Annotated in this window: 28 protein-coding genes and 1 other annotated feature; of the genes, 8 read left to right on the forward strand and 20 right to left on the reverse strand. The window is 36.1% G+C overall.

Translation table 11 applies throughout. The features are described from left to right. Positions 1–109: 109 nt before the first annotated feature. From MKY81_RS02860 to MKY81_RS02875, 4 genes are all read right to left on the reverse strand, one after another. Entirely contained in the window at positions 110–346 is a 237-nt protein-coding gene (locus MKY81_RS02860; protein WP_202778721.1) for a spore germination protein, read from the reverse strand. A gap of 29 nt (positions 347–375) precedes the next feature. Further along, complete coding sequence (locus MKY81_RS02865) at positions 376–609, reverse strand: hypothetical protein (protein WP_202778720.1); 234 nt, start codon at positions 607–609, stop codon at positions 376–378. A gap of 58 nt (positions 610–667) precedes the next feature. Further along, positions 668–895 carry a hypothetical protein gene (locus tag MKY81_RS02870; protein ID WP_202778719.1) on the reverse strand — a complete coding sequence of 76 codons (228 nt, stop codon included), beginning with the start codon at positions 893–895 and terminating at the stop codon, positions 668–670. A gap of 235 nt (positions 896–1,130) precedes the next feature. After that, a complete protein-coding gene (locus MKY81_RS02875) occupies positions 1,131–1,469 on the reverse strand; it encodes a L,D-transpeptidase (protein WP_202778718.1) in 339 nt (112 codons plus the stop codon). A 102-nt stretch (positions 1,470–1,571) separates the two neighbouring features. On the opposite strand from MKY81_RS02875, the gene MKY81_RS02880 reads away from it, so the two are divergent. Continuing rightward, on the forward strand, positions 1,572–2,045 hold the full coding sequence (locus MKY81_RS02880; RefSeq protein WP_202778717.1) for a hypothetical protein: 474 nt from the start codon (positions 1,572–1,574) through the stop codon (positions 2,043–2,045). 279 nt (positions 2,046–2,324) lie between these two features. Here MKY81_RS02880 and MKY81_RS02885 read toward each other — a convergent pair whose 3' ends face one another. The 5 genes from MKY81_RS02885 to MKY81_RS02905 form a co-directional block, all read right to left on the reverse strand. Beyond that, positions 2,325–2,990, reverse strand: coding sequence for a Dph6-related ATP pyrophosphatase (locus MKY81_RS02885; RefSeq protein ID WP_341116652.1), 666 nt, complete (start codon positions 2,988–2,990; stop codon positions 2,325–2,327). A 58-nt stretch (positions 2,991–3,048) separates the two neighbouring features. Then, positions 3,049–3,939 (reverse strand): D-alanyl-D-alanine carboxypeptidase family protein, encoded by an 891-nt coding sequence (locus MKY81_RS02890; RefSeq protein WP_341116654.1) that lies wholly within the window; start codon positions 3,937–3,939, stop codon positions 3,049–3,051. A 102-nt stretch (positions 3,940–4,041) separates the two neighbouring features. Next, positions 4,042–5,157: a sensor histidine kinase gene (locus tag MKY81_RS02895; protein WP_341116655.1), complete on the reverse strand. Its 1,116-nt coding sequence runs from the start codon at positions 5,155–5,157 to the stop codon at positions 4,042–4,044. Beyond that, the gene (locus tag MKY81_RS02900) at positions 5,147–5,848 is read right to left on the reverse strand and encodes a response regulator transcription factor (RefSeq protein WP_445663922.1); all 702 of its coding nucleotides are present in this window, start codon (positions 5,846–5,848) and stop codon (positions 5,147–5,149) included. The genes MKY81_RS02895 and MKY81_RS02900 overlap by 11 nt, the downstream gene beginning before the upstream one ends. Positions 5,849–5,986: 138 nt before the next feature. After that, positions 5,987–7,165 (reverse strand): NupC/NupG family nucleoside CNT transporter, encoded by a 1,179-nt coding sequence (locus MKY81_RS02905; RefSeq protein ID WP_108072882.1) that lies wholly within the window; start codon positions 7,163–7,165, stop codon positions 5,987–5,989. Between the two features lie 369 nt (positions 7,166–7,534). On the opposite strand from MKY81_RS02905, the gene MKY81_RS02910 reads away from it, so the two are divergent. Beyond that, on the forward strand, positions 7,535–7,735 hold the full coding sequence (locus MKY81_RS02910) for a hypothetical protein (RefSeq protein WP_107921150.1): 201 nt from the start codon (positions 7,535–7,537) through the stop codon (positions 7,733–7,735). A 47-nt stretch (positions 7,736–7,782) separates the two neighbouring features. Here MKY81_RS02910 and MKY81_RS02915 read toward each other — a convergent pair whose 3' ends face one another. From MKY81_RS02915 to cidR, 4 genes are all read right to left on the reverse strand, one after another. After that, on the reverse strand, positions 7,783–8,271 hold the full coding sequence (locus MKY81_RS02915) for a DinB family protein (protein ID WP_107921149.1): 489 nt from the start codon (positions 8,269–8,271) through the stop codon (positions 7,783–7,785). Between the two features lie 307 nt (positions 8,272–8,578). Beyond that, a complete protein-coding gene (locus MKY81_RS02920) occupies positions 8,579–9,169 on the reverse strand; it encodes a DedA family protein (protein WP_108072879.1) in 591 nt (196 codons plus the stop codon). A 160-nt stretch (positions 9,170–9,329) separates the two neighbouring features. Further along, on the reverse strand, positions 9,330–9,704 hold the full coding sequence (locus tag MKY81_RS02925; RefSeq protein WP_084347438.1) for a YkvA family protein: 375 nt from the start codon (positions 9,702–9,704) through the stop codon (positions 9,330–9,332). Between the two features lie 89 nt (positions 9,705–9,793). Further along, entirely contained in the window at positions 9,794–10,690 is an 897-nt protein-coding gene (cidR, locus tag MKY81_RS02930) for a cidABC operon transcriptional activator CidR (RefSeq protein ID WP_066227980.1), read from the reverse strand. Between the two features lie 120 nt (positions 10,691–10,810). On the opposite strand from cidR, the gene MKY81_RS02935 reads away from it, so the two are divergent. Together MKY81_RS02935 and MKY81_RS02940 are read left to right on the forward strand one after the other, a co-directional pair. Beyond that, on the forward strand, positions 10,811–11,215 hold the full coding sequence (locus tag MKY81_RS02935; protein WP_328019005.1) for a CidA/LrgA family protein: 405 nt from the start codon (positions 10,811–10,813) through the stop codon (positions 11,213–11,215). Beyond that, positions 11,181–11,861: an LrgB family protein gene (locus MKY81_RS02940; RefSeq protein ID WP_066231128.1), complete on the forward strand. Its 681-nt coding sequence runs from the start codon at positions 11,181–11,183 to the stop codon at positions 11,859–11,861. The genes MKY81_RS02935 and MKY81_RS02940 overlap by 35 nt, the downstream gene beginning before the upstream one ends. 24 nt (positions 11,862–11,885) lie before the next feature. On the opposite strand, the gene MKY81_RS02945 is transcribed toward MKY81_RS02940, so the two are convergent. Continuing rightward, a complete protein-coding gene (locus tag MKY81_RS02945) occupies positions 11,886–12,380 on the reverse strand; it encodes a DinB family protein (protein ID WP_108072875.1) in 495 nt (164 codons plus the stop codon). 199 nt (positions 12,381–12,579) lie between these two features. After that, positions 12,580–12,849 (reverse strand): hypothetical protein, encoded by a 270-nt coding sequence (locus tag MKY81_RS02950; RefSeq protein WP_066231123.1) that lies wholly within the window; start codon positions 12,847–12,849, stop codon positions 12,580–12,582. A gap of 199 nt (positions 12,850–13,048) precedes the next feature. Here MKY81_RS02950 and MKY81_RS02955 point away from each other — a divergent pair, with 199 nt between their 5' ends. Continuing rightward, on the forward strand, positions 13,049–13,378 hold the full coding sequence (locus MKY81_RS02955) for a winged helix-turn-helix transcriptional regulator (RefSeq protein ID WP_066231120.1): 330 nt from the start codon (positions 13,049–13,051) through the stop codon (positions 13,376–13,378). Positions 13,379–14,115: 737 nt separating this feature from the next. Beyond that, positions 14,116–15,321 (forward strand): IS256 family transposase, encoded by a 1,206-nt coding sequence (locus tag MKY81_RS02960; RefSeq protein ID WP_341116671.1) that lies wholly within the window; start codon positions 14,116–14,118, stop codon positions 15,319–15,321. A gap of 456 nt (positions 15,322–15,777) precedes the next feature. Here the strand turns inward: MKY81_RS02960 and proS are convergent, their stop codons facing one another. Continuing rightward, positions 15,778–17,175 carry a proline--tRNA ligase gene (gene proS, locus MKY81_RS02965; protein WP_213087603.1) on the reverse strand — a complete coding sequence of 466 codons (1,398 nt, stop codon included), beginning with the start codon at positions 17,173–17,175 and terminating at the stop codon, positions 15,778–15,780. An 89-nt stretch (positions 17,176–17,264) separates the two neighbouring features. Further along, positions 17,265–17,477 (reverse strand) — a binding site (T-box leader). Positions 17,478–17,535: 58 nt separating this feature from the next. Beyond that, positions 17,536–18,558, reverse strand: coding sequence for an AI-2E family transporter (locus MKY81_RS02970; protein ID WP_066231115.1), 1,023 nt, complete (start codon positions 18,556–18,558; stop codon positions 17,536–17,538). Positions 18,559–18,839: 281 nt separating this feature from the next. On the opposite strand from MKY81_RS02970, the gene MKY81_RS02975 reads away from it, so the two are divergent. Then, complete coding sequence (locus tag MKY81_RS02975; RefSeq protein WP_341116480.1) at positions 18,840–20,027, forward strand: IS256 family transposase; 1,188 nt, start codon at positions 18,840–18,842, stop codon at positions 20,025–20,027. Positions 20,028–20,409: 382 nt separating this feature from the next. Here the strand turns inward: MKY81_RS02975 and MKY81_RS02980 are convergent, their stop codons facing one another. Both MKY81_RS02980 and MKY81_RS02985 read right to left on the reverse strand, forming a co-directional pair. Beyond that, positions 20,410–21,141 (reverse strand): amino acid ABC transporter permease, encoded by a 732-nt coding sequence (locus MKY81_RS02980; RefSeq protein ID WP_084347608.1) that lies wholly within the window; start codon positions 21,139–21,141, stop codon positions 20,410–20,412. Between the two features lie 17 nt (positions 21,142–21,158). Continuing rightward, positions 21,159–21,809 carry an amino acid ABC transporter permease gene (locus MKY81_RS02985; protein ID WP_066231112.1) on the reverse strand — a complete coding sequence of 217 codons (651 nt, stop codon included), beginning with the start codon at positions 21,807–21,809 and terminating at the stop codon, positions 21,159–21,161. A gap of 165 nt (positions 21,810–21,974) precedes the next feature. Between MKY81_RS02985 and MKY81_RS02990 the strand changes: the two genes are divergently transcribed. Further along, complete coding sequence (locus MKY81_RS02990; protein WP_066235067.1) at positions 21,975–23,414, forward strand: DDE-type integrase/transposase/recombinase; 1,440 nt, start codon at positions 21,975–21,977, stop codon at positions 23,412–23,414. Between the two features lie 320 nt (positions 23,415–23,734). Here the strand turns inward: MKY81_RS02990 and MKY81_RS02995 are convergent, their stop codons facing one another. After that, positions 23,735–24,538, reverse strand: a complete 804-nt coding sequence (locus MKY81_RS02995) for a transporter substrate-binding domain-containing protein (RefSeq protein WP_066231107.1) — start codon at positions 24,536–24,538, stop codon at positions 23,735–23,737. Between the last annotated feature and the right edge of the window lie 16 nt (positions 24,539–24,554).

Genomic DNA, 24,554 nt, shown 5'->3' on the forward strand with positions numbered 1-24,554 from the left:
TTGTAATTTAATAGTCTTAATATTATTTCGAAAAATATAATAAGTCAATAGCCTTTTAAAAATTTGTTAAATTTATTTAGCTGAACTTATACAATTAGAAAAAGTACGACTAAATAACACTATTTTTAACAGCGGGGCTGTCACTTACGTCCGGATCAACAATTGCTGTAATAGGCAAAGTGGTTGGAGATAAATCACCGTTTAGTTCTCCAAAAGCTTGGTTTCGCTTATAAGCCGTAAATTGATCAATTGATTGAACTGGCCCAGCGTTTATAACAGAGGAGTTATCGACTGAATTAATTTTAAATCCGAGAAGATTAACAACCATAGGTGTGAAAAAAAACATACATGTCACTCCTTATTTACGAAATCAAACTAAACAATACTATTTTTAACTGCAGGACTATCAATGAAATCTGAGTCTAACACGGATGAAACAGGTAAGATTATCCGAACCCCATCACCGTTTTGTTCTCCAATTCCTTGATTCCTTTTATAGGCGACAAAAATATCTAATAGCTGGCATTGCCCGATATTTAATACCGCTGTGTGATCTATTGAATTCAGTTTAAAGGTCTGAAGATTAATCACTGCTGGTGCAAATAACATATTCGTACCTCCTATGTTTTATATCAGACCATCGACCTAAAGGGACAGGGTTAATTGATTATATGCCTTTTGTGCGAAAGAAGTCTTCAATATCGTCATCAATTGTAAAACTTTTAGAGGATATAACAGTGGTACGATCTGATAAAAGTTGACCAATTGGTTGGTTTTTCTTTGCAACCACTCTTCTGCCAACGATAACTGCAGATCCTAGAGTAATTGCACTCGAATGGTCACAACTATTGATTTTCAATTCACTAAGATTAATTTGAATAGGTTCAAAGACCATGATTCCATTTCCCTTTCTTTATTCATTTGGACCATTTTGTTTATCTTTCACACTTGGTATCCAAGAATTTGCGTTTCGTTTAAACAAAATTGATTTGGCTTGACACCTATCCTCCCTTCAAGTGAACCCTTTATAAAATTTATATTCTTCATACTCCAAAGAAGAACCTTATATTTATCTTATCTTTTTGTTCACTTTATTTTTTAGGGCTACATAATTTCCATTGAGTGTAAAATCATGACTGACTTATCCTTACCTTCGTCCCAATCGGTACTATTTTAGATAGGGATAAAACATCTTGGTTATACATTCTAATGCAACCATGGGAGACCAGTTTCCCGATTGATGCAGGATTATTCGTTCCATGAATTCCGTAATGTGGTTTTGATAGTCCCATCCACATTACTCCAAATGGTCCGCCCGGATTTGGCTGCTTATTAATGATTCTATACGTACCCTTCGGCGTTGGTGTTAACATTTTCCCCACTCCGATTGGATAGATTTTAACTACCCGGCCGTTATTCAAAAGTGCTAAGCGACGCTTAGATGTAGACACATGTATTTCATATACCATTCGTACCACCTCCTATACCACCATATGAATCATTACATTTTGTTGCCTACCGTATTTTTTTGATAAAATTAAAGGAAGAAATAAAAAAGGAGATATGATGATATGAGTACTACGGAAATAAAAGACTTACAAGCGGAATTGATTCACTTAAAAGAAAAGAACAAACAACTCTATGAAAACAATGTATTGACCGGAATGAAAATCAAAGTCGATGAATTTCTTGCTTCTTTTGAAGATTATTTTAGAGAGAGAGGATTTGTTGTTAGGACAAGTCACCATTCAGTCACGGCTGCTTATGATTCATTAGAATTTAAGGCCTTTACTAATGACGGAAATGATATTTTTATCATGAAAGATAGAGAGCAAATCGCTTCTATTTCTGTTAAATATAATACTCCTAATCAGTCAGCTTCCTATACGTTTGATCATATGATTGACCAGCTTAAATGGGAGATTAAAAAGGAACAAACACTTTCAAGTTATTTGGAAACACCTGAGTATTTTTATACCGGAAGTGAGTTTGGACGTCGTTATGAACATCCATTAGCCGTTTTAGATAGTATTTTTCATGTTTAAAAAGCTTTCGTAATAGACCGTTCCTTTCCGCTACAGGCACTTGCTTTCCGCAGGGCTGGTGATGAGCCTCCTCGTCGCTTCGCTCCCTGCGGGGTCTCATCTTTCCAGCTAATCCTGCAGGAGTCAAGTGCCTTCCGCTTCAATCCACTCTGCGCTTTTATTACCGTTAGAAGTAACAATATTTTTTAGAAATTAGCCTATTGAAACAATAAATAGTGTGGTTTCTTACGAGGAATATTTATTATCATAAAGTGAAAATATTCCTCTCAATTCATTTTTTTAATCATTTAGAAAAATGTCCAGTTTAGTAGAGTGATCCTGAACGATTTTTGAACTGGTTCGAAAGTTTATTTTCTCATGAAACAATGGTCCATCAAAAACAAATGTATGGTATTCACCCGATTCACCCATCGGACATACATCATACGTTTGAATTTCCTTCCAAAATTCTTTATCGATTCGTTTTCCAAGCCATTTATCCGGAACTTGATTATGCATCGTTCTGATAACTATTGCTTGGTAACCTGTATCGATAAAAGTAGAAAGCGCGCAAATGGCATTCTCTTGTCTCATCCATAATGGGTAAAGAGCTTCAAGTTCCGCGCCTTCCGCTAATTTTTCGCCCCATTCCCGATGTCCATCTAAGTATAAATCACCAAAGGCAATAGCATCTAATTGGTAAATTTCCTTTAGCTTTATTATTTCTCTGTGGAAGTCATCCGTATAGCTATCGAAAGAACAATGTATAATGTAGACTGGAATCCGAAGCGATTTTGCTTGCGCTTCGATTAATTCGATTCTTTCCCCATGCGCAAAGGTTAAGCCCGTTTCCTTCGGAGCAGTAGTAACAAGACAAGCTATTTCATACCCTTGTTTCACCAATTCATACAATGCTTGACAACTGTCTTTCCCTCCACTCCAAGAAAGAGCAACTCGTTTTCCCAAGATCCATCTCCCCTTTTAGTTAGGCTAATTAAAGTGTAGCACGCAAACAACCAATTACTTATTTCTTTGCATACTTCTCCTGAAATCCATATTCCAACATAGCGGTGGAATCATTCCATACATCTTCTTTCGAAGAATGCAACACGACTGAAATCAGCTTTTTCCCATTTCTGGAAGCAGATGATACTAAACAGTGACCAGCTTCATCTGTAAATCCTGTTTTTATCCCATCTGCTCCATTAAAATAATGTTTGCTGCTCCGATTCACAAGCTCATTACGATTATAAAAAGTTTCAGACGAACCTTTATACACCTCTTCACTGACGATCTCCCGAAATTCCTTAAACTTTCTTGCTTCCCTTGCAATCTTTGCCAAATCTTCCGCAGTCGAATAATGATTAGGATTATGTAGTCCATGAGGATTGACGAAATGTGAATGGGTTGCTCCGATTTGCTTTGCTCTCACATTCATTAATTTAGCAAAATAGTCTAATGCAGCCTCTGAAGACATATTTGGCTGGTTACTATCCTTTTTGGCGATATAGACAGCAACTGCCCTTGCTGCATCATTTCCGGAAGGGAGTAACATCGCTCGTAATAACACTCCGAGCGGCAGCACCTGACCAGGTTTCAGACCGGCAGAACTTTCCTCACGCTCCCTTAATAATATTTCATTTCCTATCTGTATTGGATCATTTACATTCGTCTTCTCTAAAGCAATTAGTGCGGTTAATATTTTCGTCGTACTTGCAGGGTATAGACGCTCATTTGCATTTTTAGCATACAGGATTTTTCCACTATTCTCATCCATCAATACACCTGCCTTTCCTTTAATCAAATTTCTATCAGATTGAATATGTAGACCGAATGGTTTTTTCAAATACTCAGGATATTTATATAAAATGCCGCTTATAAAAAGGATAATACATAGAATAAGAAACTTTTTCACCACTAACACCTCTTAATAAAAAATCGTTTTCTTTACTATAAAACGTGAAGCTTAAGTGGTTTGTAAATATTTCTTAAGTCTTTCTTAAGGAAAAAAAATCACCTATTCAATATAGGCGATTTGATTTAAAGGGAGTGTAATAGTGAATTTCGTTTCTTGTTTATTACTCGTTACTTCTATATGACCATCATGCTGTTCGACTATACTTTTCGTAATAGCCAGTCCAAGTCCCGAACCACCAGTGTCTAATGAGCGGGATTTCTCGACTCGATAAAACCTGTCAAAAATATATGGAAGGTCAGCAGAGGAAATCGGTTCCCCATAATTAGTGACCTCGACTATAGCCTGGCCATCCATTTTTTTAGCCCTTAACAAAATTTTCTTACCCTCTTTCCCATACTTCATCCCATTAGAGATTAAATTTTCAAATACCCTCACTAATTTATCCGCATCCGCTTTAATCATAATATTTTCATCTACAGCGATAAAATTAATCGCCATATCTGCCTCTTCAAGAATCGGAATAAACTGAGCGGTAATTTGAGATAACAGCTGAATTAAGTCAATTTCGATTTTTTCTAACCGTTGAGTACCAAAGTTTACACGCGTGTATTCAAATAAATCACTAACCATTCGTTCTAGGTTCATAGCCTTTTCATACGCGATATTCACGTAATAACGAAGCTCGACCTCATCTTTATAGCGATCCTCTTCAATTAAACGCAAGTACCCCATAATTGATGTTAGAGGGGTCCTGAGATCATGTGAGACATTCGTAATTAATTCGTTCTTCCCTTGTACTGCCCGCCGCTCCTCTTGTATTGAATGGTGCAATTGTTCGGAAATCCGATTAATATTACCTGCCATTTCCCCTAATTCATTATTTGAATAAACGGGAACTTGAAAATCAAGTTCTCCTTCGGATATTTTTTTCGTCCCCTCCAACACCTTATTAAAGTCCCTGCCCCATCCTCTACTAAGGATGAGTACAAATAAGATAAATAAAAGAAAGTAGATGAACATTCCCAAATATGCATAACCGTATTTTTGATCGAATCGATAAAAACTGTATAATACACGATAAGGAATAACCGACATATTTTTTAAAATATATAAAATGACAAAAAGGATCGCAAAAACAATTGTAGATAAAACTAAGCTGCTTAGAATAAGGAGCATAATCTTTCCTTGTATTTGATTAATCAACCTATTCTTCAATCTTGTAACCGACCCCCCATACGGTTTTGATCAATTTATAACCTAATTCCTTCTCCAGCTTATCTCTTAGATGACTAATATGAACCATTACCGTATTATTAGATGCAAAATATTTCTCATCCCATACACGTTCAAAAATCTCTTCCGTGCTAAAAACTCGTCCTCGATTACTAGCAAGTAAATATAAAATATCAAACTCTTTGGCCGTTAATGATATCGGTATTCCACCATTTAATACTTGATGTGAGCTGCGATTGATTTCTATGGAATGAATGGTGATAATTTCACTTTCGTTCGCGTGCGTGTCAATTTTATATTGGTAAGATCTTCTCAATAGTGACTTTACGCGGGCTATCAGCTCCAACGGATTGAACGGCTTAATCATATAATCATCCGCACCCGTCATTAGTCCAAGAACTTTATCCATATCCTCCCCTTTTGCGCTCAACATAATAATAGGAACCTGATTCTTTTCCCTAATCTTCCGACACAATTCCATTCCGTCCATTTCGGGCATCATAATATCTATAATCATCAACTCTACCTGTTCATGGTTCATAATCGCTAAAGCTTCCACCCCGTTGTGGGCTTTTAACACATGAAACCCTTCATTCTTCAAATAAATCGTGATTAAATTTACAATTTCTCTCTCGTCATCAACAACTAATATGTTTTTCATATTAATCTCCATTCATAACTATTGATAGATATAGTGTATATTGAAAAGTCTACCAATTTATACTTCGAAACGCTACTGTTAAAAAACTTTTCATAATGAAAATAAAAAGGACCTATTTGTTCTCATAAAAACAAATAGATCCTTTTTCTGCTATAAAACAAAGCTAACAATAATAGCTGACAGTATGCTAACAAGTGTAGCACCATATAATAATTTTAATCCGAAGCGTGCAACAGTGTTTCCTTGTTTTTCACTTAATCCCTTCACTGCACCTGCTATAATACCGATGGATGAGAAGTTAGCAAATGAAACGAGAAACACAGAGATGATTCCAATTGTTCGTGAGCTAAAGCTTGATTGAATTTTGGTTAGGTCAATCATCGCTACAAATTCATTGGTCACAAGCTTTGTAGCCATAATTCCGCCCGCTTTTACTGCATCTGCCCATGGAATTCCCATGATAAAGGCAACAGGGGAGAAAATATAGCCCAGAATTTGCTGGAATGAAATACCGAATATCAAATCAAAAACATTATTTATAGCCGCTATTAATGCAACAAAACCAATTAACATTGCCCCAACTATGATTGCTACTTTAAAGCCATCAAGAATATATTCTCCTAACATTTCAAAGAAGCTTTGCTTTTCCTCTTGAATTTCTAAAATATCTTCTTTGCTGTCAACCTTATATGGATTAATAATCGAAGAGATGATAAATCCGCCAAATAAATTGATGACGAGTGCTGTAACTACATATTTTGGTTCAATCATCGTCATATATGCGCCAACAATAGACATTGAAACAGTCGACATGGCCGAAGCACATAACGTATATAAACGATGTGGAGGAAGATGATTCAATTGTTTTTTCACCGTTATAAATACTTCTGATTGCCCGACCATAGCAGAGGCAACTGCGTTATAAGATTCCAGTTTCCCCATCCCATTAATTTTACTAAGCAACAATCCGATCCCTTTCATGATCAATGGAAGAATCCGTAAATATTGAAATATTCCAATCAATACTGAAATAAATACAATTGGAAGAAGAACATTTAAAAAGAAAGGGGCTTCCCCTTTATTAGCAATTCCTCCAAATACAAAGGAGATTCCTTCACCAGCATATTCAAGCAGTTTTGTAAAAATTTCTGCAATAGCTTTAATTAATACCAATCCAAACTTTGTATTCAACAATAATGCAGCTAGTACAATCTGAATAACAATCATTAAAATAATCGGTTTATAATTAACCTTTTTACGGTTATTACTTACTAGCAAAGCTAGTCCTATTACAATAAGTAAACCGATAATCGAAATAATATATTTCATTATATTTCCTCCATCACGAAATTTTTTCTATGTTGCAGTACTTATGTTTATTTTCCCAATATAATATCGATTATTAAAAGTTATGTATTAAAAGTGTATAAAACAAACGATATTCTACTTAATAAAAATAAGGTCTATAAAATTAAAACATAAAATTTATACTCTCACAACGAAAAGGATTACATTCAGATTATTGTTATTTTAATTTCTATTCTAATATATTTTACCAACCCATATTCACAACACTTAGTATGTGTTAACATCACCTAAAACATGTCAAATCTTTACCGAATCTTAAATCTATGTTCATTCGAATTTAATATTTTGGATTTAAACTTTAATTAAAGAATTTCATGGAGGTGTATTTGGATGGAAACTGAAATCGCTAATGAAATTGCAAGAGGTGCCAATGTAGAAAAAACACTAGCAAAATATTTCGGGCTGTCTGTTACGAAAAACGAAGTTCAAATTATAAAAAAAGCGTTAAATGATAGGGATAAAATAAATCATATGATTGAAGTGTTATGTAGTAGAAATTGGCGAATGAATTCTCGCATTCAATCCTATTGAAAAATCTAAAAAACCGCTGCCTAATTCGCAACGGATTTTTTTGTTTGTTAATATAAATCAAACATATTCACTTCTTTCCCCAGCTCTTTTAAATAATTAAAAAATTGCCCGCGATGGTGAAATGCATGTGTAGTTGTTTCAATCAACCATTTCGCTTGCGTATGACCTTCCATATCAGGAGAAAAATAAAATGGTTTTGTTACCTTTTCTAAGAAGTCCTCTTCAGAAAGTGATTCATAATACGCTTTTAACTCATGGAAGCCTTTTTCCATTACTTCACCTAGTTTGATAACATCAGTCGAGTATAAATCTTTTTCAAGTTGTCTAATTTCAGCTTCTGTCTTTTCTTGTCCAATCGCAATATCAACGAAAGGAATTTGCACTAAATGGTTCGCCTGCTCCAACAAGGTGCGCATTTTTTCATTTGGCTGATAGGAAAAATCCTCCTCAGACACTTTCTTCAGCAATTCCTTTGTTGTTCGAACAGCGATGTATAGTTCTGATAACAACAGCTCACGTAATTTTGATGTACTCATATTCCTACTCTCCTTTTTTAATGTGTTATGTAAATATTTCTTTCCCTTTTTTGAATTTCCCTTCATTTAGGTTAAGGATATTATACTGGATTGTTGATTTCCGCTGCAGGTACTCGCTTTCCGCGGGGCTGGCGATGAGCCTCCTCATCGCTTCTCTCTTGCGGGGTCTCATCTGTCCAGCTAATCCCGCAGGAGTCTCGCACCTTTCGCTTCAATCAACATAGCGTCAATATCAAGACTGAACTTTAACAAAGTATAGGTTAAAAAATGCCTCAATCTTAATTGATTCAGACATTCTATTCTTTCTTTATTTATTTTTTTTAAACATTTTATAAATAAAATATAAAACAATCAATCCAATTGCAATGATCATCGCAGGCTGTATATATGGTTTCGCAAATTCATCAACATGTTTCCAGTTTGATGATAACTGATCCCCTAAAGCAACAAACAAGATCGACCAGGGGATAACGGCCAATGTTGTATACAATGTGAATTTCTTTAACGACATTTTCGTAATCCCAGCAGGAATTGATATTGCATGACGCACGACAGGAATAAAACGAGCTGTAAATATCACACCGGACCCATACTTTTCAAACCATTTTTCCGCAATATCAATATGCTTCTCATGGATAAAAATATATTTCCCGTATTTTTTCAAGAAAGGTCTTCCTCCATACGCACCAATCCAGTAAACAAAAATTTGCGCAATCGTTCCACCAATGACACCAGCGATGACCGCACCGACAAAATTAATATGTCCTTGGGATACAAGATAGCCCGCATATGCTAACACAATTTCACTCGGAATAATTTCGATCATTAGTCCTAATGCCACACCGAAATAACCGAGATCCGTCAAAAAGGTTAAGATTGATTGAATAAAATCGCCCATCATGTCCTCCAAAAGTAGTTTAACCATCCAATATTAATTAAAAGATACTACTAGTATAACGTATATTTGATAGATTTAGTTTCATTTAATTGATGATTACTAATTTTATCAAAGATATGAAGGGGAAAAGAGAACCAAAAAAACGATGAATCCATCGTTTTTAATGTCCTATTTTTTCATCGATGACCGTTGTGTTAACTTCTTCACCAAACCATTGAATCACTTTATCTTTGGCTTTAGCCTTAACTTCTTTATCTATATGTGCAGCCACTTGCAAAACCGCAGCGCCAAGTGCACCTAAGTCGTCTACATAGCCAATCCCCGGAAGGAAATCGGGCAGTAAATCTGTTGGAAGAATAAAGTATCCTAATGCACCGATAATAAACACCTTCGTTTTCTTAGGAACAGTTGGTTTCTGTAATGTGTAGTACAGTAAGAGAACAGCATAGACGACTACCCCGCCTGCCTTCTTTCCATATTTTTTAAGCTTGTCCCAAAACTTATGATCAGAATAATGCCTGCTCGAACGTTGCATTTCGCTAGTTAATTTTTCTTCATCATATTGCTGGATATCTTTTTTCATTTAAAATAGCTCCTTTCTGCTTAAGTATCTATCTTCTTTATTTATTTTTGTTCAGATCCTTCCATAAACAATTGTGTGCATCGAATCCATTCCCTTGCTGCAAAAGATAAGTAGCGGTCTTTTCTCCAAATGATCCCTAGGTTCCAAGGGATTCTTGGTTCGGTTAGTGGAATAATCGACACCTCTTTCCGATTGACCTGTTTACATATGGTTTCCGGCAGGAGGGCTACCCCAAGATTAGCTACTACCATTTCACTAATAAAATCCCACTGTGAGCTTTCATAAATAATATCCGGCTGAAAACCAGAACGAACACATTCTCTAATGATTCGATCGTGTAAGGCAAAATCCTTTCCAAACAATATAAAAGACTCATGGGCCAATTCAGAAAGCGAAATAGATTCCTTTTTACTTAATCGGTGGTCAGGGTGTGTAAGCAGCATTAGATTTTCATTCACAAATGAAAAAGTATGAAAGAGCTCCTCGCTCACTGGCAAAACGACGACCCCTAAATCAAGCGTACCATTTCCAACATCTCTTTCCACTTTTTTTGCCCCATCTTCAACAAGCTGAACAGTAATATTCGGATACTTTTTATGAAATGCCTGAATAACCTTTGGGAAAAATCGTGAGCCAACCATTGGCGGTAATCCTATATGGATATTTCCCTTTTTTAACTGAATTAAATCATCTAATTCCGAAGAAAGATTATCGAATGATTGAATAATATTCCGCGCTTGAACGAGAATAATTTCCCCTGCATCAGTTAGTTTGGCCTGTTTACCTGTACGATCAAATAAAACAACACCAAGCTCATCTTCAATACTCTTCACCATTTTACTAATGGTTGGCTGTGAAACATAGAGCTTTTGTGCAGCTTTTGTGAAATTCCCTTCCTTAGCAACTGCAACAAAGTATTTTAAATGTTGAATATCCAAAACAACCGCACCCTCTTATAACTATTTAGAATAGCTATCATTCTCTATATTCATTTTACCTATATAAAAATGCGCTGTACACTTTATATAGAGATTTTTTTCATAAATGAGGGGAAGAAATTGAAAAAATTATTAATTGGATTCATCCAAATCGTGATGTTAACCGTTTTTACGTATATTATGGGGAAACTTTCCGAATTTCTGCATCTTAACATTCCGGGCAGTATTTTAGGATTGGTTATTTTATTTATTTTATTACAAACGAAGGTAATAAGGCTGAAGTGGATTGAAATTGGAGGAAATTGGTTAGTCGCCGAATTGTTGTTATTTTTTATTCCTTCGGCAGTAGGCATTCTTCAATATAAACAATTATTACTGGAAAATGGCTCTAAAATTTTTGCTGTTATTATCATTAGTTCCACAATTGTCATGGCATGTTCTGGTTTTTTAGCAGAGAAAATGGCACGCCGAAAGGAGAAAAAGACACAGCATGTTGACACTTATGTATATACTTCTCACCATTAGTATTTATTGGCTAGCAAAATGGGGATACAGTAAAACTAAAAAAATATACTTTTCACCGCTTTTAGTAGCTCCATTTTTGATTATATTATTGCTTGTATTCTTCCATATAACGTATGATTCATATAATCACGGAGCCATTTGGTTAACGAAATTATTACAACCAGCAACCGTGGCATTAGCGATTCCACTCTATCGTTTTTACCCGATTTTAAAAAAATATATGAGTGAAATTCTTTTTAGTGTGTTTTTCGGTTCGATTATGTCTATTCTTGCGTCGTTTACGATTTCGGGTGTAATCCATTTAAATAAAACACTGTCTACGAGCATTATTCCTTATTCGATTACAACACCGATTGCGATGGGAGTTTCGACAAAAATTGGCGGTGTTCCGACCATTACTGCTGTATTTGTAATTATCACCGGGATTATTGGAATGATTCTCGGACCATGGATGATCCGCCTCTTTCGAATCAAAAGTGAAATAGCAAGAGGGGTATTGCTAGGTACGAGTTCACACGGTGCAGGGACATCAAAGGCATTAGAATTAAGTCATGCAACTGGAGCTGTCTCCAGTGTTTGCATGGTATTAGCTGCGATTATGTCATTTTGTCTTTCCCCATGGATCTATCAGCATTTATTACACTAGAGGAGCCTTACATGCTCCTCCTTTTTATCCTTTTAATTGCTTTAAGTGATGTTGATCGTGTTCTACTTCACCTTTTACATAAGACTCAAGTGTATATTTATTATCATTTATGATAAACGTCTGCGACAAATCCTGGTCCTTTAATGAATCTACAAGTATCTCTCTTTGTTTAATGGCTTTATTGATCAGATCGGACAGCTGTATTCCTGAATGAGCATATTTATCGGCTTTATTATTCATTTCTTCAACATAGCTTGCGTCAATACTAGGCAACGTTCCACCCTCTAACATTGCAGGCAGCCTTTTTTCATAAAAGAAACGATCCCAGTAGAAGATATGGGCAATAATTGCTGCTTTGGACCATTTCCCTTCAGCAATCGTTTTAAAAAATTCCTCATGTTGTTCCGCTTTAATATTTTTCAAATAATCGATCCAGCCTGTTAATTGATTGACTATCGTATTCATTTCCATCCCATCCCTGTTTGTTATTTTGTATGTATTTCTTTTCGTTAACGGCATGGTAAATTCCTCTTTTATTTATATTAAAATTGACTAATTCATATGAACGGGTCAATCCTTAATGGATAATAAACAACACGATGTCCGTGCGACCTAATGCTGAAAGGCATAAAATATCGACACTATTAATCTGCAGATTACTAGGCCAGCCAGTTAATGAAAAAAGGGTTCAGTAAATAATTACCGAACCCTCTCCAATCTATTCTTCTTGTTCTACCATATTGTAATAATCAACACTATACATAGCACCTTCACTGACCATTTTATTATCAGCTATATCGTGGGGATCGGAGTGGCCTATCTTCGTCATCGGTGATTTATTGTGCTTTTTCTTTTTCATCCAGGAATCCACTTTTGTCTTAACATTATTCAACATAACCCGTGCCTTCTCACGATTGTTCTTAGATGAAAGAAACGACACACCAGCAATTCCTATACCTGCTAGTACAACCCGATTTAATTTCGCCATTTTAATCATCTCCTTGTTTTATTTAATACCCCCTTTTATTGAAATCATGCATATATTACAAATATTTCACAAATTGTTTGTGTGAAAATTATTTTTTATAAAATAAACTAACTAACTATTAGTAAGTTAACAAAAGGTGTATAATAGATAACAACTAGGAAGAAAGTTATGCTTCATTCCATATAGGAGGTGTAGCAATATGGAAAATTCACGACTATGTCCAAAATTTGAGAAGGCATTTCAATTATTAGGAAAACGATGGATTGGTGTAATTATCCGTGTTTTGGAAAGTCACCCAATGCGATTTAATGAAATTGCCGAGCAAATTCCACATATAAGTCAAAAAATGCTTTCCGATCGATTAAAGGAATTGGAAAACGAGAATATCGTTATTCGGGATGTGTATCCGGAAACACCCGTTCGAATCGAGTATCGATTAAGTGAAAAAGGTCATGCGATTACTCCAGTTCTTGACGAAGTCCAGCATTGGGCGGATAAATGGGTTTCGATGAACAGCTGTAACGAATAAGAAATTACCTTAGCTTTTATTTTGAGCTAAGGTTTTTTTATGTCGAAATATTATTAAAAGAGCACTGACATCGACAAAATATGCAATTACTTATTCAAATTTTCGCTTGATTTGGCTGGATTTTTTATATGTTTAATCAAACGTTTGATTAAATTGCTTGCATGTAGAAACTTGCTATATTTTGATTTTTTTGTTTCAAAAATACTACCTTTACTTTTTTGAACGGTCCACTTTTTTATTAGATTGGTTCGGTTTATTTTTGATCGGTTCATCCTCTTTTTTGATCGGTTCCTTCTCATTTTAATCGGTTTGGGTTGGGCTTGGTTCTAGTGTTTCGATTTTGGGAACAACCAAGTTGGATTTTTGTATTGGATCTTGGGTTTCATTCGCTCGCTATGATGACCAAGATGGACTTTGGATTTGGATCTTGAGCTTCATTCGCTCGCTTTGATGACCAAGTTGGATCTAAGTTTTGGATCTTGAGCTTCATTCGCTCGTTTTGATGACCAAGATGGACTTTGGATTTGGATCTTGGGCTCCATTCGCCCGCTTTGATGACCAAGATGGATTTAAGTTTTGGATCTTGGGCTCCATTCGCTCGTTTTGATGACCAAGATGGACTTTGGATTTGGATCTTGGGCTCCATTCGGAGTTTTTTTCATAATGTAAGAGAATGTATAAAATTTTGTGTAAATGGTCATAATTTTCTAATAATTATAACTAGGAGATGATCATTAATGCAAAATTTTAAGGACATGACAATCAGGGAATTGGCTGGTCAATGTGAAACTGTTGACGATATACATGCCATGATTAAGGATCTTTTTAAGGAGACTCTTCAACAGGTATTTGAAGCAGAAATCGAGAATCATCTAGGTTACTCAAAACACGATTCAAGGGGCAATAACTCGGGAAATAGCCGAAATGGGTATAGTAAAAAGACGATTAAAAGTAAGTTTGGTGAGACCGAATTAAGCATACCAAGAGATCGTAAAGGAGATTTTGAACCTCAAATCATTAAAAAATACGAAACATCCATCAATGGGCTGGAAGACCAGATTATAACCCTGTATTCAAAAGGAATGTCGACTAGAGATATTGAAAGTCACATGAAGGATATTTACGGTGTGAATGTTTCTCCAAGTTTGGTAAGTAAAGTTACGGATAAGATATTACCTCTTGTTTATGAATGGCAGTCTCGTCTACTAGACCCTGTTTATCCAATTGTGTTTTTGGATGCGATTCACTTTAAAGTGAAACATGAAAATAGAATTGTTAGTAAAGCTGCATATACAGTTTTAGGTATTAATACTGATGGAGTCAAAGACATCCTTGGTATTTGGATAGGTGAAAATGAGAGTGCTAGTTTTTGGCTAAATGTTTGTCAGGAGCTCAAAAGCCGTGGTGTCGAAGACATCCTAATCGCTTGTAAAGACGGGCTTTCTGGCTTCTCCGAAGCTATTAATGCAACATTTCCAGATACTACTATTCAGTCATGTGTTATCCACCAATTACGAAATAATATGAAGTATGTCCCAACTAAAAATCGTAAAGTGGTAATGGATGATTTAAAGAAAGTATACAAAGCTTATACGCTCGAACAGGCTGAAGTGGCTTTCGAAGAGTTTAAAAATAAGTGGGAAACGAAATATCCATCAATTATCAAATCATGGGAAAACAATTGGCTTGAGCTAACTGCTTATTTCTCTTACCCAGTAGAAATTAGAAAGTTAATATATACAACAAATACGATTGAGGCCTTTCATAGACAGCTTAGAAAGGTGACTAAAACAAAGAATGCTTATCCTAGCGATAATGCTTTAAGAAAGATTGTCTATCTCGCTACAGTAGGAGTAACAGAAAAATGGACTATTCCCGTTCCAGGATGGTTAGAATGTAGACAACAGTTCGATATTATGTTTAATGGTCGGCTTGGAAAATAATCGTTTCAATTTGTATTGGGACGTGTTAGGGCTCTGCCCTAAGGGTTTATCGCTATTGTTCTCCCAAAAGGAGAAAAAGATGGGGAAACCCCATCTCCTTTTGTGCAGAACCCTACTAGGTGCTCGGGTTGCTCCCCAGCATTGCCCTATCCCCCTAGCAGGTAAGAACATATATTTTAGTATAGTCAAAAATATGGTAACAAAATCATTTACACAAAATAATTTACATAACCTAATGTAATGAATAACGGTAATAACCCTAACGGTCAAATTTCGTTTTTTGCTTCTCTTTTGATAATGATATTGAAATACCTCTGCGACTTGCTTACTCATACCGATACTCCTACTATTAATACGAACATTTTATCGAACAGTTATCCACATGTCTAGAATTTTATAGTTTTCTAAACAAACAAAAAAATACAGATGACCCATTCATCTGTATTTTTTATAAAATTAATATGCTTTTGCCCAGTAGACTAAGTGTTTCGCTTCGCCGCCGCAGCAGACACATGTATCAGAAACTGGTTCACCTTCAAAAGGAATGCAACGGGATGTTGCGGATGTTTCATCTTTAATGAAGTTTTCACAAGCTACATCGCCGCACCACATTGCTTTAATAAAGCCTGGATTTTCAACAAGTACTTGTTTGAATTCGTCCATATTGCGTGCAATACTTGTTTTTTCTTCACGGTGTGCCTTTGCTTTTTCAAATAGATTGTTTTGAATATCTTCAAGAAGTTCTACAACCTTCGTTTCGAGTTCAGCCATTGGAACGAAGATTTTTTCACCTGTATCACGGCGAACTAGGACGACTTGACCTTTTTCGATGTCTTTAGGACCCACTTCTAGACGAACTGGGATTCCCTTCATTTCAGATTCATTGAACTTCCAGCCAGGCATTTTGTCGCTTGCATCGATATCGACTCTTGCAACTTTCTTCAATTGATCTCTTAGCTCATATGCTTTATCAAGGACGCCCTCTTTATGCTGTGCAATCGGTACGATCATCACTTGTTTTGGAGCAACTTTTGGCGGTACTACAAGGCCGCGATTGTCACCATGGACCATAATTAACGCACCGATTATTCTTGTAGTAATTCCCCATGAAGTTTGGTGTACAGTTTGAAGTTCACCATTTTTGTCGGTAAATTGGATACCGAATGCTTCGGCAAAGCCGGTTCCTAAATAGTGGGAGGTACCTGATTGCAATGCTTTTCCGTCATGCATTAAGCTTTCAATCGTTAACGTATGAACTGCACCGGCGAATTTTTCCTTATCCGTTTTACGACCGCGAAGTACAGGTATTGCAAGATATTTTTCACATACTTCAGCATACATATCAAGCATTCTTGCCGTTTCTTCCTGGGCATCCTCGCTTGTAGCATGACATGTGTGCCCTTCTTGCCATAAGAACTCTAATGAGCGTAAGAATGGTCTTGTTGTTTTTTCCCAGCGAACGACATTCGCCCATTGATTATATAATTTAGGTAGATCACGATAGGAGTGTATGATATTCGCATAATGTTCACCAAATAGAACTTCCGATGTTGGACGGATAACTAAGCGTTCTGCTAATTCTTCTGAACCCCCATGTGTGACCCAAGCAACTTCAGGTGCAAAACCTTCAATATGATCTTTTTCCTTTTGTAATAGACTTTCAGGAATAAGTAAAGGCATGTAAATATTTTCATGACCTGTTTCTTTAATTTTTCCGTCTAGTATGTCACGGATATTTTCCCAAATGGCAAAACCGTATGGGCGAATAATCATTGACCCTCTTACTGATGAGTAATCAACTAAATCAGCCTTTTTTACAACATCTGTATACCATTGTGCAAAATCATCTTCCATTGCGGTAATCTCTTCAACAAACTTTTTATCCTTTGCCACAATACATCTTCCCTTCTATTTTTTTAAACGCAAAAAGACCTCGATTCCTTAAAAGGGACCGAGGTCTGGTGGTACCACCCTTATTTACAGCATTGCTGTACACTTCATTATTGATAACGGTTCGTGTAAACCGCTTGTATCTTAAGTAAGATCGATACAGAACTCCAAGGCAGGTTCAAATGCTGTCTTTAGAAACTTTTCACCAATTGTTTCCTCTCTAGAAAAGACGGACACACTCTACTAGTCCTTTTCAACGTTTTTTTATATATAATTTTTTAAAAAATATACTAATTTTTTTATCCAATGTCAAGCGACTTTATACTATTTTATCTTTTTATTCTTTTCATTTTGAACATCTAGAACATCTAAAAGGAATACGAAAACTGGGATTCCTAATATTAAGCCCCAGACACCGAAGAAATGCTCCGAAAAGATTAATACAATAAATGTATAAAATACTGGAAGGTTTGTCTTTGAAGACATTAATTTTGGATTTAATACATATGCTTCAACCGCATGAACAATCACTACGATAATCACTACATATAATACTTGAATAAAACCGCCTATACTATATGCTATGAAGCAAAGCGGAATTAGTGAGATAATTACTCCTGCTACCGGTATTAATCCTAGGAAGAAAATCATAATTGCTAAGCCAAACAATTGCGGAAATCCCATAATGGAAAGGGCAATCGTTGTTAATACCGTATTTACAATCGCTATAATAAATTGCGCTTCAATTACCTTACCAAAAGTTAATGCGAATTTTTTGCTAAAAAACTCAATCTCATCATAAAACGGAGATACTTTGCTTGTTTTAAATTTCTTTGTAAAGTCAATGAGTCTCTCTTTTTCCAAAAGGTAAAATATACTTAGTATGAGAGATAAAAATACATCTATGCTCAATTTTCCTATATTAGTGAAATATCCAAGCAGGAACGTAAATCCTTGTTTTAAAAAGTTGGTTATTTCATTTTTTTCTATTATCTTCTCAACAATATAGTTCACCACTACATTATCTTGCGGCTGGGAATAGAATTCAATCAGTTGCTTGATTAGTTGGGTTATTTCATTGATGAGTACCGGTAAATATTTACTAATACCGAGCGATAATAGGCCGACACTGGCAACATATAGGACAACAACCGTTAATTTGCGATTTACATGTAATCGTCTAGAAACAAATACTGATAGACGGTCCATTAAAAACGCAAAAATAAATGTTAGCAGTATTAAATTCATCATACTTCTCAAAAAATATATTATAAGTGCAAGTAAAGCAAATATAATGAAACGCTTTACACTTCTTTTTTGAAAAAAACCGCTAACAAACTCTGCCATCTTATCGCTTTCCTCCCAAGCTCTTGAATTTAAACAACTTACACCTCACATATTACTTTATTTTCTCATACTTTCATACTATATTATCAAAAAAATTTATGTTTTTTTATAATTTTATGTTTCTAATAATTTGTCTCATACTTTTTATCCTTAAATTTTTGTTGAGAGTGTAAAATATTTTGTGTAAATAGAAATGCACTAAATAATGTTCATAGAAAAAGGAAGACCCTTTCTGTAGAATAAAGTTAGCCGACAAAATTCACAGAAAAGAGGTCTTCCCTATGATTCATCTTACTACAGATTTAATCGAAGCACTAGCACAAAAACAAGATATTGAAGAAGTTTTTCGTCATCATTTGGAAACAGCCATCAATCAGCTGTTAAAACATGAATTAACTGTCTTTTTAGACTATGAGCCTTATGATCGAGAAGGTTTTCATTCCGGCAATTCCCGTAATGGCTACTACGATCGTACCTTTAAAACCGAATACGGAGAACTACACCTTCGTATCCCTAGAGACCGTAATGGCCAGTTCCAACAACAAACAATAGCTCCCTATAAGCGTTCCAATGATACGCTGGAACAGTTTGTCATTCACCTTTATGAAAAAGGGATTACGACAAATGAAATCGCTCATCTCATTGAGCGAATGTATGGACATCACTATTCCAAACAAACGGTTTCGAACCTAACGCAACTTGTTTCTGAAGACGTGAAGGCTTTCCATGAACGAAAGCTGGAAGAACGCTATGTGTGCATTTACTTGGATGCCACTCATATTCCGATTCGACGTCAAACGGTTGAAAAAGAAGCTGTCTACATCGCTATTGGTATTACGGAAGAAGGAAACAAAGAAGTTTTAGACTTTACCATTGCACCAACTGAGTCTTCGCACGTATGGGAAGAACTCCTCCAATGCCTACATGAGCGAGGAGTAGAAAACGTTCTTCTCTTCATTTCCGATGGATTGCCAGGGATGACAGATAGCATTCACCGTGTCTATCCAAAGGCGAAACATCAAGTGTGCTGTGTACATGTCGCTCGAAACATTTCCAGCAAAGTACGTGTAAAGGATCGCGCAGCCATTCTCGATGATTTTAAGGCCGTCTATCAAGCGAAAGACCGTGAAGAAGCTTTAGAAGCCTTAGAACAGATGCAAAGCAAGTGGGAAAAGCCTTATCCACGTGTCATTGAATCAGTGATGAACAACAAACGGATCTTAACGTTTTTTGATTTTCCAGCTTCCATACGTCGCAGTATCTACTCGACAAACTTAATTGAAGCTTTTAACAAAGAAATCAAACGATATGTCAAACGCAAAGAACAATTCCCGAATGAAGAATCCTTAGAACGCTTTCTCGTGACACGGTTTCTAGACTATAATCACAAGTTTGGCATGCGTTGTCATCGAGGCTTTGAAAAGGCCAAATCAGAATTGATACACATGTTTGAAGCACTGGAAGATTAAGCTCTAGCACTGATCCGCCATCCTTGACCTTGTTTGCGGTCGTGGTGGTGTGTAGGTTGTCGGATGGGAAAAATAAAGCCCTATGTGGGGACTTTATCCGCACACCTAGCGTACCACGACCGATCTTTTCTAAGTTCTCGCTGGCCGGGTCCCTGAACCCAACCAGCAAGAACTAAGAAAAGGCACAAGGTCAAGGACAAGCAGCTACCGCTGTGGCTCTGTGTTTAACCTAGAGATAGAAGTTTTATCAACTAAAATAAGCAGGCTAACTTTTCTACCGGAAATAGGGTTATTTACACAAAATTATTGACACACCCTTTTTGTTTTTAATTGTTGGGAAAATTGACGGATAATATAAAAAACTGCCTGCGAGGGCAGCTCTTTATGATAAATTACTTGGCAATACCTCTTGATTATTCCCTTGAAATTTATTCCTTCCTTTATCCTTCTTATGAGTTGTATCTAAACGTTTCTCTAATGCCCGAGAAAGAAGTGATAATGCATAATTAACAACAAAATACATTAGGGCTACCATAATGATAATCGGAATGATTTGATTTCCGCCTTTTGGGCCGCTATAGATACCTTGTGCATTATGAAGAAGTTCCGGTAAAGCAATAATTACTGCTAAGGAGGTATCTTTTAACAATGAAATAAATTGACTAACTAATGGAGGTATCATTCTTTTTAATGCTTGTGGAAGAATGATATGCCACATCGTTTGTACGTAATTTAATCCGGAAGACCTTGATGCCTCAATTTGTCCTTTTTCAATAGAGTTTAAACCGCTTCGGACGATTTCAGATATCATTGCCGATTCGAAAATCGTTAATGCAGCAATAGCTGCTGTCATAACCCCCATTTTAATTCCTACTTCAGGCAGTGCGAAATAAGTAAAAAAGATAATTAATATTAAGGGAAGATTACGTATTGCTTCAACAAGAACAGCGACTATTTTTGAAAAAACAGGTATTTTTGCATATCTAAATATTCCAAGAAGGCTTCCTATAACAAAACTTAAAATAATTGATATAAAAGCAACTTCTAATGTAACTAAAAAACCTTTAAGTAAGTAGCTAATGTTTCCACTGGAGTACGCGCCTACAAAATCCATCATTTATCCCCCCTCTTTTAATAGCTTTTTGCCAATCTTCTTTCTAAATAATTGACAAATAAACTTAACGGGATGGTTAATATTAAATAAAATAATCCAACAAATATATACGTATCAAAAATGGCATAGTTTTTTTGTGCGATATAGTCGCCAAAATACATTAATTCTAAACCTGCTGCTACTCCAAGTATGGATGAATTTTTAACAAGATTTATAAATTGATTACCTATTGGAGGTATGACAATTTTAACTGCTTGAGGCAAAATAATGTACCTCATTGTTTGGATATAATTAAGGCCCGATGAACGTGCCGCTTCCATTTGTCCTTTATCAACAGATTGAATTCCGGCACGGACAGCTTCTGCTATAAAGGCTGCAGTATAAATTGTAAGGGCAATCGTTCCGGCTACAAATCCACTAAAATTAAATATTGAACTCAATCCGTGATAAAAGAAAAATAAAATAACGATTAGTGGAATATTTCTAATAAACTCGACAAAGCATGCACCAAAGAAATTTAGTATTTTAAACGGGGCAATACGCATGATTGCTACAATTACCCCTAATACAAAACTACAAACAAGGCCGATGAGGCTCACTTTAATCGTTTGAAGAAATCCATCCATATACAAATCAAAATAATTAGTTAATACGGAGAAATCAAGCATAATCTCCCTCCCTTTTTAAAACACGTATTGTCAAAACATCTATAGTAAAAAGTTAATAATTCCTTGATTTAAAGAGCTTCACAAGCAAAAAACTTGCCACCCCCTGAAACCTAAGGATAATTGAGGTTACCACACACACAATACCTTAGAACAGGAAGTGACAAGTTGTATCCTCAATTATTAACCTATTTACTCGAATTTATCAAGTATCAAGAACATATTATTCGTTATTTATTGACTCTTCTTGTAGGTGAAAATATGTTTGAGAAACCAACGGAAGAGCCCGTTAATATGCCTTATCGAAAGCTTCAGGTAGATGATCTTCCGATTATTGAAACGATTGAACAGCTTGACTATAAAATTCTTTTACAAGAGTTCTATGAGCAGCACGGGAAACCTCTCAAACCGGTTCAAAGGCGTGCTAATTCAAAAGTATCAGTACCTAAATCATTGAACTGTCCACAGTGTGGTGCTCCTTCGGACTTTCTTTATGCCAACAATGGAGATAAAGGTCAGTTTCAATGTAAGGTATGTTCTTGTCTATTCAGTGATAAGAATCGTTTTTCCAAAGAGGCTATTTTAAAATGCCCTCACTGTGCCAGAACTCTTGAGAAGATCAAGGAACGGAAAGATTTCTCCGTTTTCAAGTGTAAAAATAATGACTGTTCCTATTATCAAAAGAAGCTGCAAGCGATGTCTCCCAAAGAGAAGAAACGATTTGAAAAAGATCCTCAAGCATTTAAAGTAAGATATATTTTTCGTCAGTTTCATATAGACTTTTTACCTTTGTCTAAACAATCACCTGAACTTCCAAGGGTTGATTTGTCCAAGATCTATGCTTCACCACATACATTGGGTTTGATTTTGACCTATCACATAAACTATGGACTTTCGGCCCGTAGGACAGCAGCCATTATGCAAGATATCCACGGTGTAGCGATTTCTCATCAAACGATATTGAATTACGAAAACAGTGTGGCACTTTTGCTTAAGTCTTATGTGGATCATTATCCGTACGAGCTTTCCGATCAATTCTCCGGAGATGAAACTTACATCAAAGTGAACGGAAAATGGCACTACTTATTTTTCTTTTTTGATGCGGTAAAAAAGATTATTCTTTCCTATCCTGTGTCTCCTAATCGGGATACAGCATCAGCCATTCGAGCCATTGATAAAGTGTTAGTGAAGATGAAAGAGATCCCGGAGAATCTTACCTTCGTAGTCGATGGAAATCCAATTTACCTTCTGGCTCAACACTTTTTCGCCCAGCATGGAATTCGCTTTGATGTGAAACAAGTCATCGGATTGACGAATGAGGACCCGGTTTCGGCTGAATATAGGCCTCTGAAACAAATCATCGAGAGACTGAACCGAACTTTCAAGGGCAATTATCGCTCTACGCATGGCTTTGGATCCGAACAAGGATCTGTTTCTTATGTCACCCTGTTTGTGGCTTATTTTAACTTTCTACGTCCTCATGCATCCCTAGAAGGTAAAGTGCCTGTTGTTAATCCAGAGATATCAGGGTTGCCAACAATGCCAGCTCGATGGACAAAGCTTATTGGACTAGCCCAACAGTGGATTTTTGAACAAAGGTCTGCCTAACTTTTTGTTTAGCAGAGCCCTTAAGCTTTTGAGCTATTCAGCAATCGGCGGAGCGAACTCTTGACAAACCGAACTTGCCAATGGTTTAAAATTGTAAAAACCAAGGGCTTATTTGGCATGCCTTCTTTTTGTCCCCTTCGCCCTTGTTATCCTGAATTCAAACCATTGGCGTGTTTGTCAAGAGCGATTGCGGGGCCGTTCCACCAATAACTGTAAAGAGAACTGAGTGTCTATTGAGTTTTCATAGAACTTTTGACACTACCTTAAAACAAGGCTAATATTTTAAGAGGACAAGCCTCAGCCCATCCTCCTAAGAAAAGTTATTCTTTAATCCACTTCTCTTTAATTTTGTCGTATTCTCCACTGTCTTTAAGTTCTTTTAAAAATTTGTTGATATAATCAGTGAATTCTTTATCACCCTTTTTAACAGCAATTCCGTAAGGCTCTTCTGTAAAAGTACCGCCAACTACTTCATAGTTGCTGTCTTGTGCAGCCATACCATAAAGAATAGAGTTGTCAGTTGTAAGGGCATCACCTTTACCGGACTTTAATGCTGTGAATGCTTCTGCATAGTTTTCAAATTCTAACAGTTCAGTATCAGGAGCAACCTTTTTCACGTTCTCTCCGGAAGTAGCACCTTTAACAGCTAAAACTTTTGTTCCTTTTTTCAAATCTTCCACACTTTTAATTGGGCTTCCCTTTTTCACAAGCAATGATTGACCAGCGTCAAAATAAACATCGGAGAAGTTTACCTCTTTTTTGCGTTCCTCTGAAATGGTCATTGTCGCGATGATGGCATCGATGTCGCCATTTTTAAGCTTAGGAATACGAGTTTTAGACGTAATTTCAACTAATTCTATTTTGTTTTCATCACCAAAGATTTTCTTTGCAAGCGCCTTAGCAATATCAATATCGAATCCTGTTACATCACCACTTTTAGGATCTTTGTAACCAAATAAATACGTATCATATTTAACACCAACAACAAATTTCCCACGATCTTTAATCTTTTCTAGTGTGCTTTTACTCGAATCTCCTGACGAAGACTTTCCACAACCTGCCATTAATGCAGCAATTAATGTAAACACTACCCCCAAAAACAACCACTTTTTCATTTTCTTCATTTACTTTTCCCCCTTA

The organism is Heyndrickxia sp. FSL W8-0423 (assembly GCF_038009395.1).
Taxonomy (GTDB): Bacteria; Bacillota; Bacilli; order Bacillales; family Bacillaceae_C; genus Heyndrickxia; species Heyndrickxia sporothermodurans.

Excerpts from the sequence above, each read along its gene's own strand:
- MKY81_RS02860 (WP_202778721.1), bottom strand. The coding sequence starts at position 346 with ATGTTTTTTTTCACACCTATGGTTGTTAATCTTCTCGGATTTAAAATT.
- MKY81_RS02865 (WP_202778720.1), bottom strand. The coding sequence starts at position 609 with ATGTTATTTGCACCAGCAGTGATTAATCTTCAGACCTTTAAACTGAAT.
- MKY81_RS02870 (WP_202778719.1), bottom strand. The coding sequence starts at position 895 with ATGGTCTTTGAACCTATTCAAATTAATCTTAGTGAATTGAAAATCAAT.
- MKY81_RS02875 (WP_202778718.1), bottom strand. The coding sequence starts at position 1,469 with ATGGTATATGAAATACATGTGTCTACATCTAAGCGTCGCTTAGCACTT.
- MKY81_RS02880 (WP_202778717.1), top strand. The coding sequence starts at position 1,572 with ATGAGTACTACGGAAATAAAAGACTTACAAGCGGAATTGATTCACTTA.
- MKY81_RS02900 (WP_445663922.1), bottom strand. The coding sequence starts at position 5,848 with ATGGAGATTAATATGAAAAACATATTAGTTGTTGATGACGAGAGAGAA.
- MKY81_RS02905 (WP_108072882.1), bottom strand. The coding sequence starts at position 7,165 with ATGAAATATATTATTTCGATTATCGGTTTACTTATTGTAATAGGACTA.
- MKY81_RS02910 (WP_107921150.1), top strand. The coding sequence starts at position 7,535 with ATGGAAACTGAAATCGCTAATGAAATTGCAAGAGGTGCCAATGTAGAA.
- MKY81_RS02915 (WP_107921149.1), bottom strand. The coding sequence starts at position 8,271 with ATGAGTACATCAAAATTACGTGAGCTGTTGTTATCAGAACTATACATC.
- MKY81_RS02920 (WP_108072879.1), bottom strand. The coding sequence starts at position 9,169 with ATGGGCGATTTTATTCAATCAATCTTAACCTTTTTGACGGATCTCGGT.
- MKY81_RS02925 (WP_084347438.1), bottom strand. The coding sequence starts at position 9,704 with ATGCAACGTTCGAGCAGGCATTATTCTGATCATAAGTTTTGGGACAAG.
- MKY81_RS02940 (WP_066231128.1), top strand. The coding sequence starts at position 11,181 with ATGTTGACACTTATGTATATACTTCTCACCATTAGTATTTATTGGCTA.
- MKY81_RS02945 (WP_108072875.1), bottom strand. The coding sequence starts at position 12,380 with ATGCCGTTAACGAAAAGAAATACATACAAAATAACAAACAGGGATGGG.
- MKY81_RS02950 (WP_066231123.1), bottom strand. The coding sequence starts at position 12,849 with ATGGCGAAATTAAATCGGGTTGTACTAGCAGGTATAGGAATTGCTGGT.
- MKY81_RS02955 (WP_066231120.1), top strand. The coding sequence starts at position 13,049 with ATGGAAAATTCACGACTATGTCCAAAATTTGAGAAGGCATTTCAATTA.
- MKY81_RS02960 (WP_341116671.1), top strand. The coding sequence starts at position 14,116 with ATGCAAAATTTTAAGGACATGACAATCAGGGAATTGGCTGGTCAATGT.
- proS (WP_213087603.1), bottom strand. The coding sequence starts at position 17,175 with ATGGAAGATGATTTTGCACAATGGTATACAGATGTTGTAAAAAAGGCT.
- MKY81_RS02970 (WP_066231115.1), bottom strand. The coding sequence starts at position 18,558 with ATGGCAGAGTTTGTTAGCGGTTTTTTTCAAAAAAGAAGTGTAAAGCGT.
- MKY81_RS02975 (WP_341116480.1), top strand. The coding sequence starts at position 18,840 with ATGATTCATCTTACTACAGATTTAATCGAAGCACTAGCACAAAAACAA.
- MKY81_RS02980 (WP_084347608.1), bottom strand. The coding sequence starts at position 21,141 with ATGGATTTTGTAGGCGCGTACTCCAGTGGAAACATTAGCTACTTACTT.
- MKY81_RS02985 (WP_066231112.1), bottom strand. The coding sequence starts at position 21,809 with ATGCTTGATTTCTCCGTATTAACTAATTATTTTGATTTGTATATGGAT.
- MKY81_RS02995 (WP_066231107.1), bottom strand. The coding sequence starts at position 24,538 with ATGAAGAAAATGAAAAAGTGGTTGTTTTTGGGGGTAGTGTTTACATTA.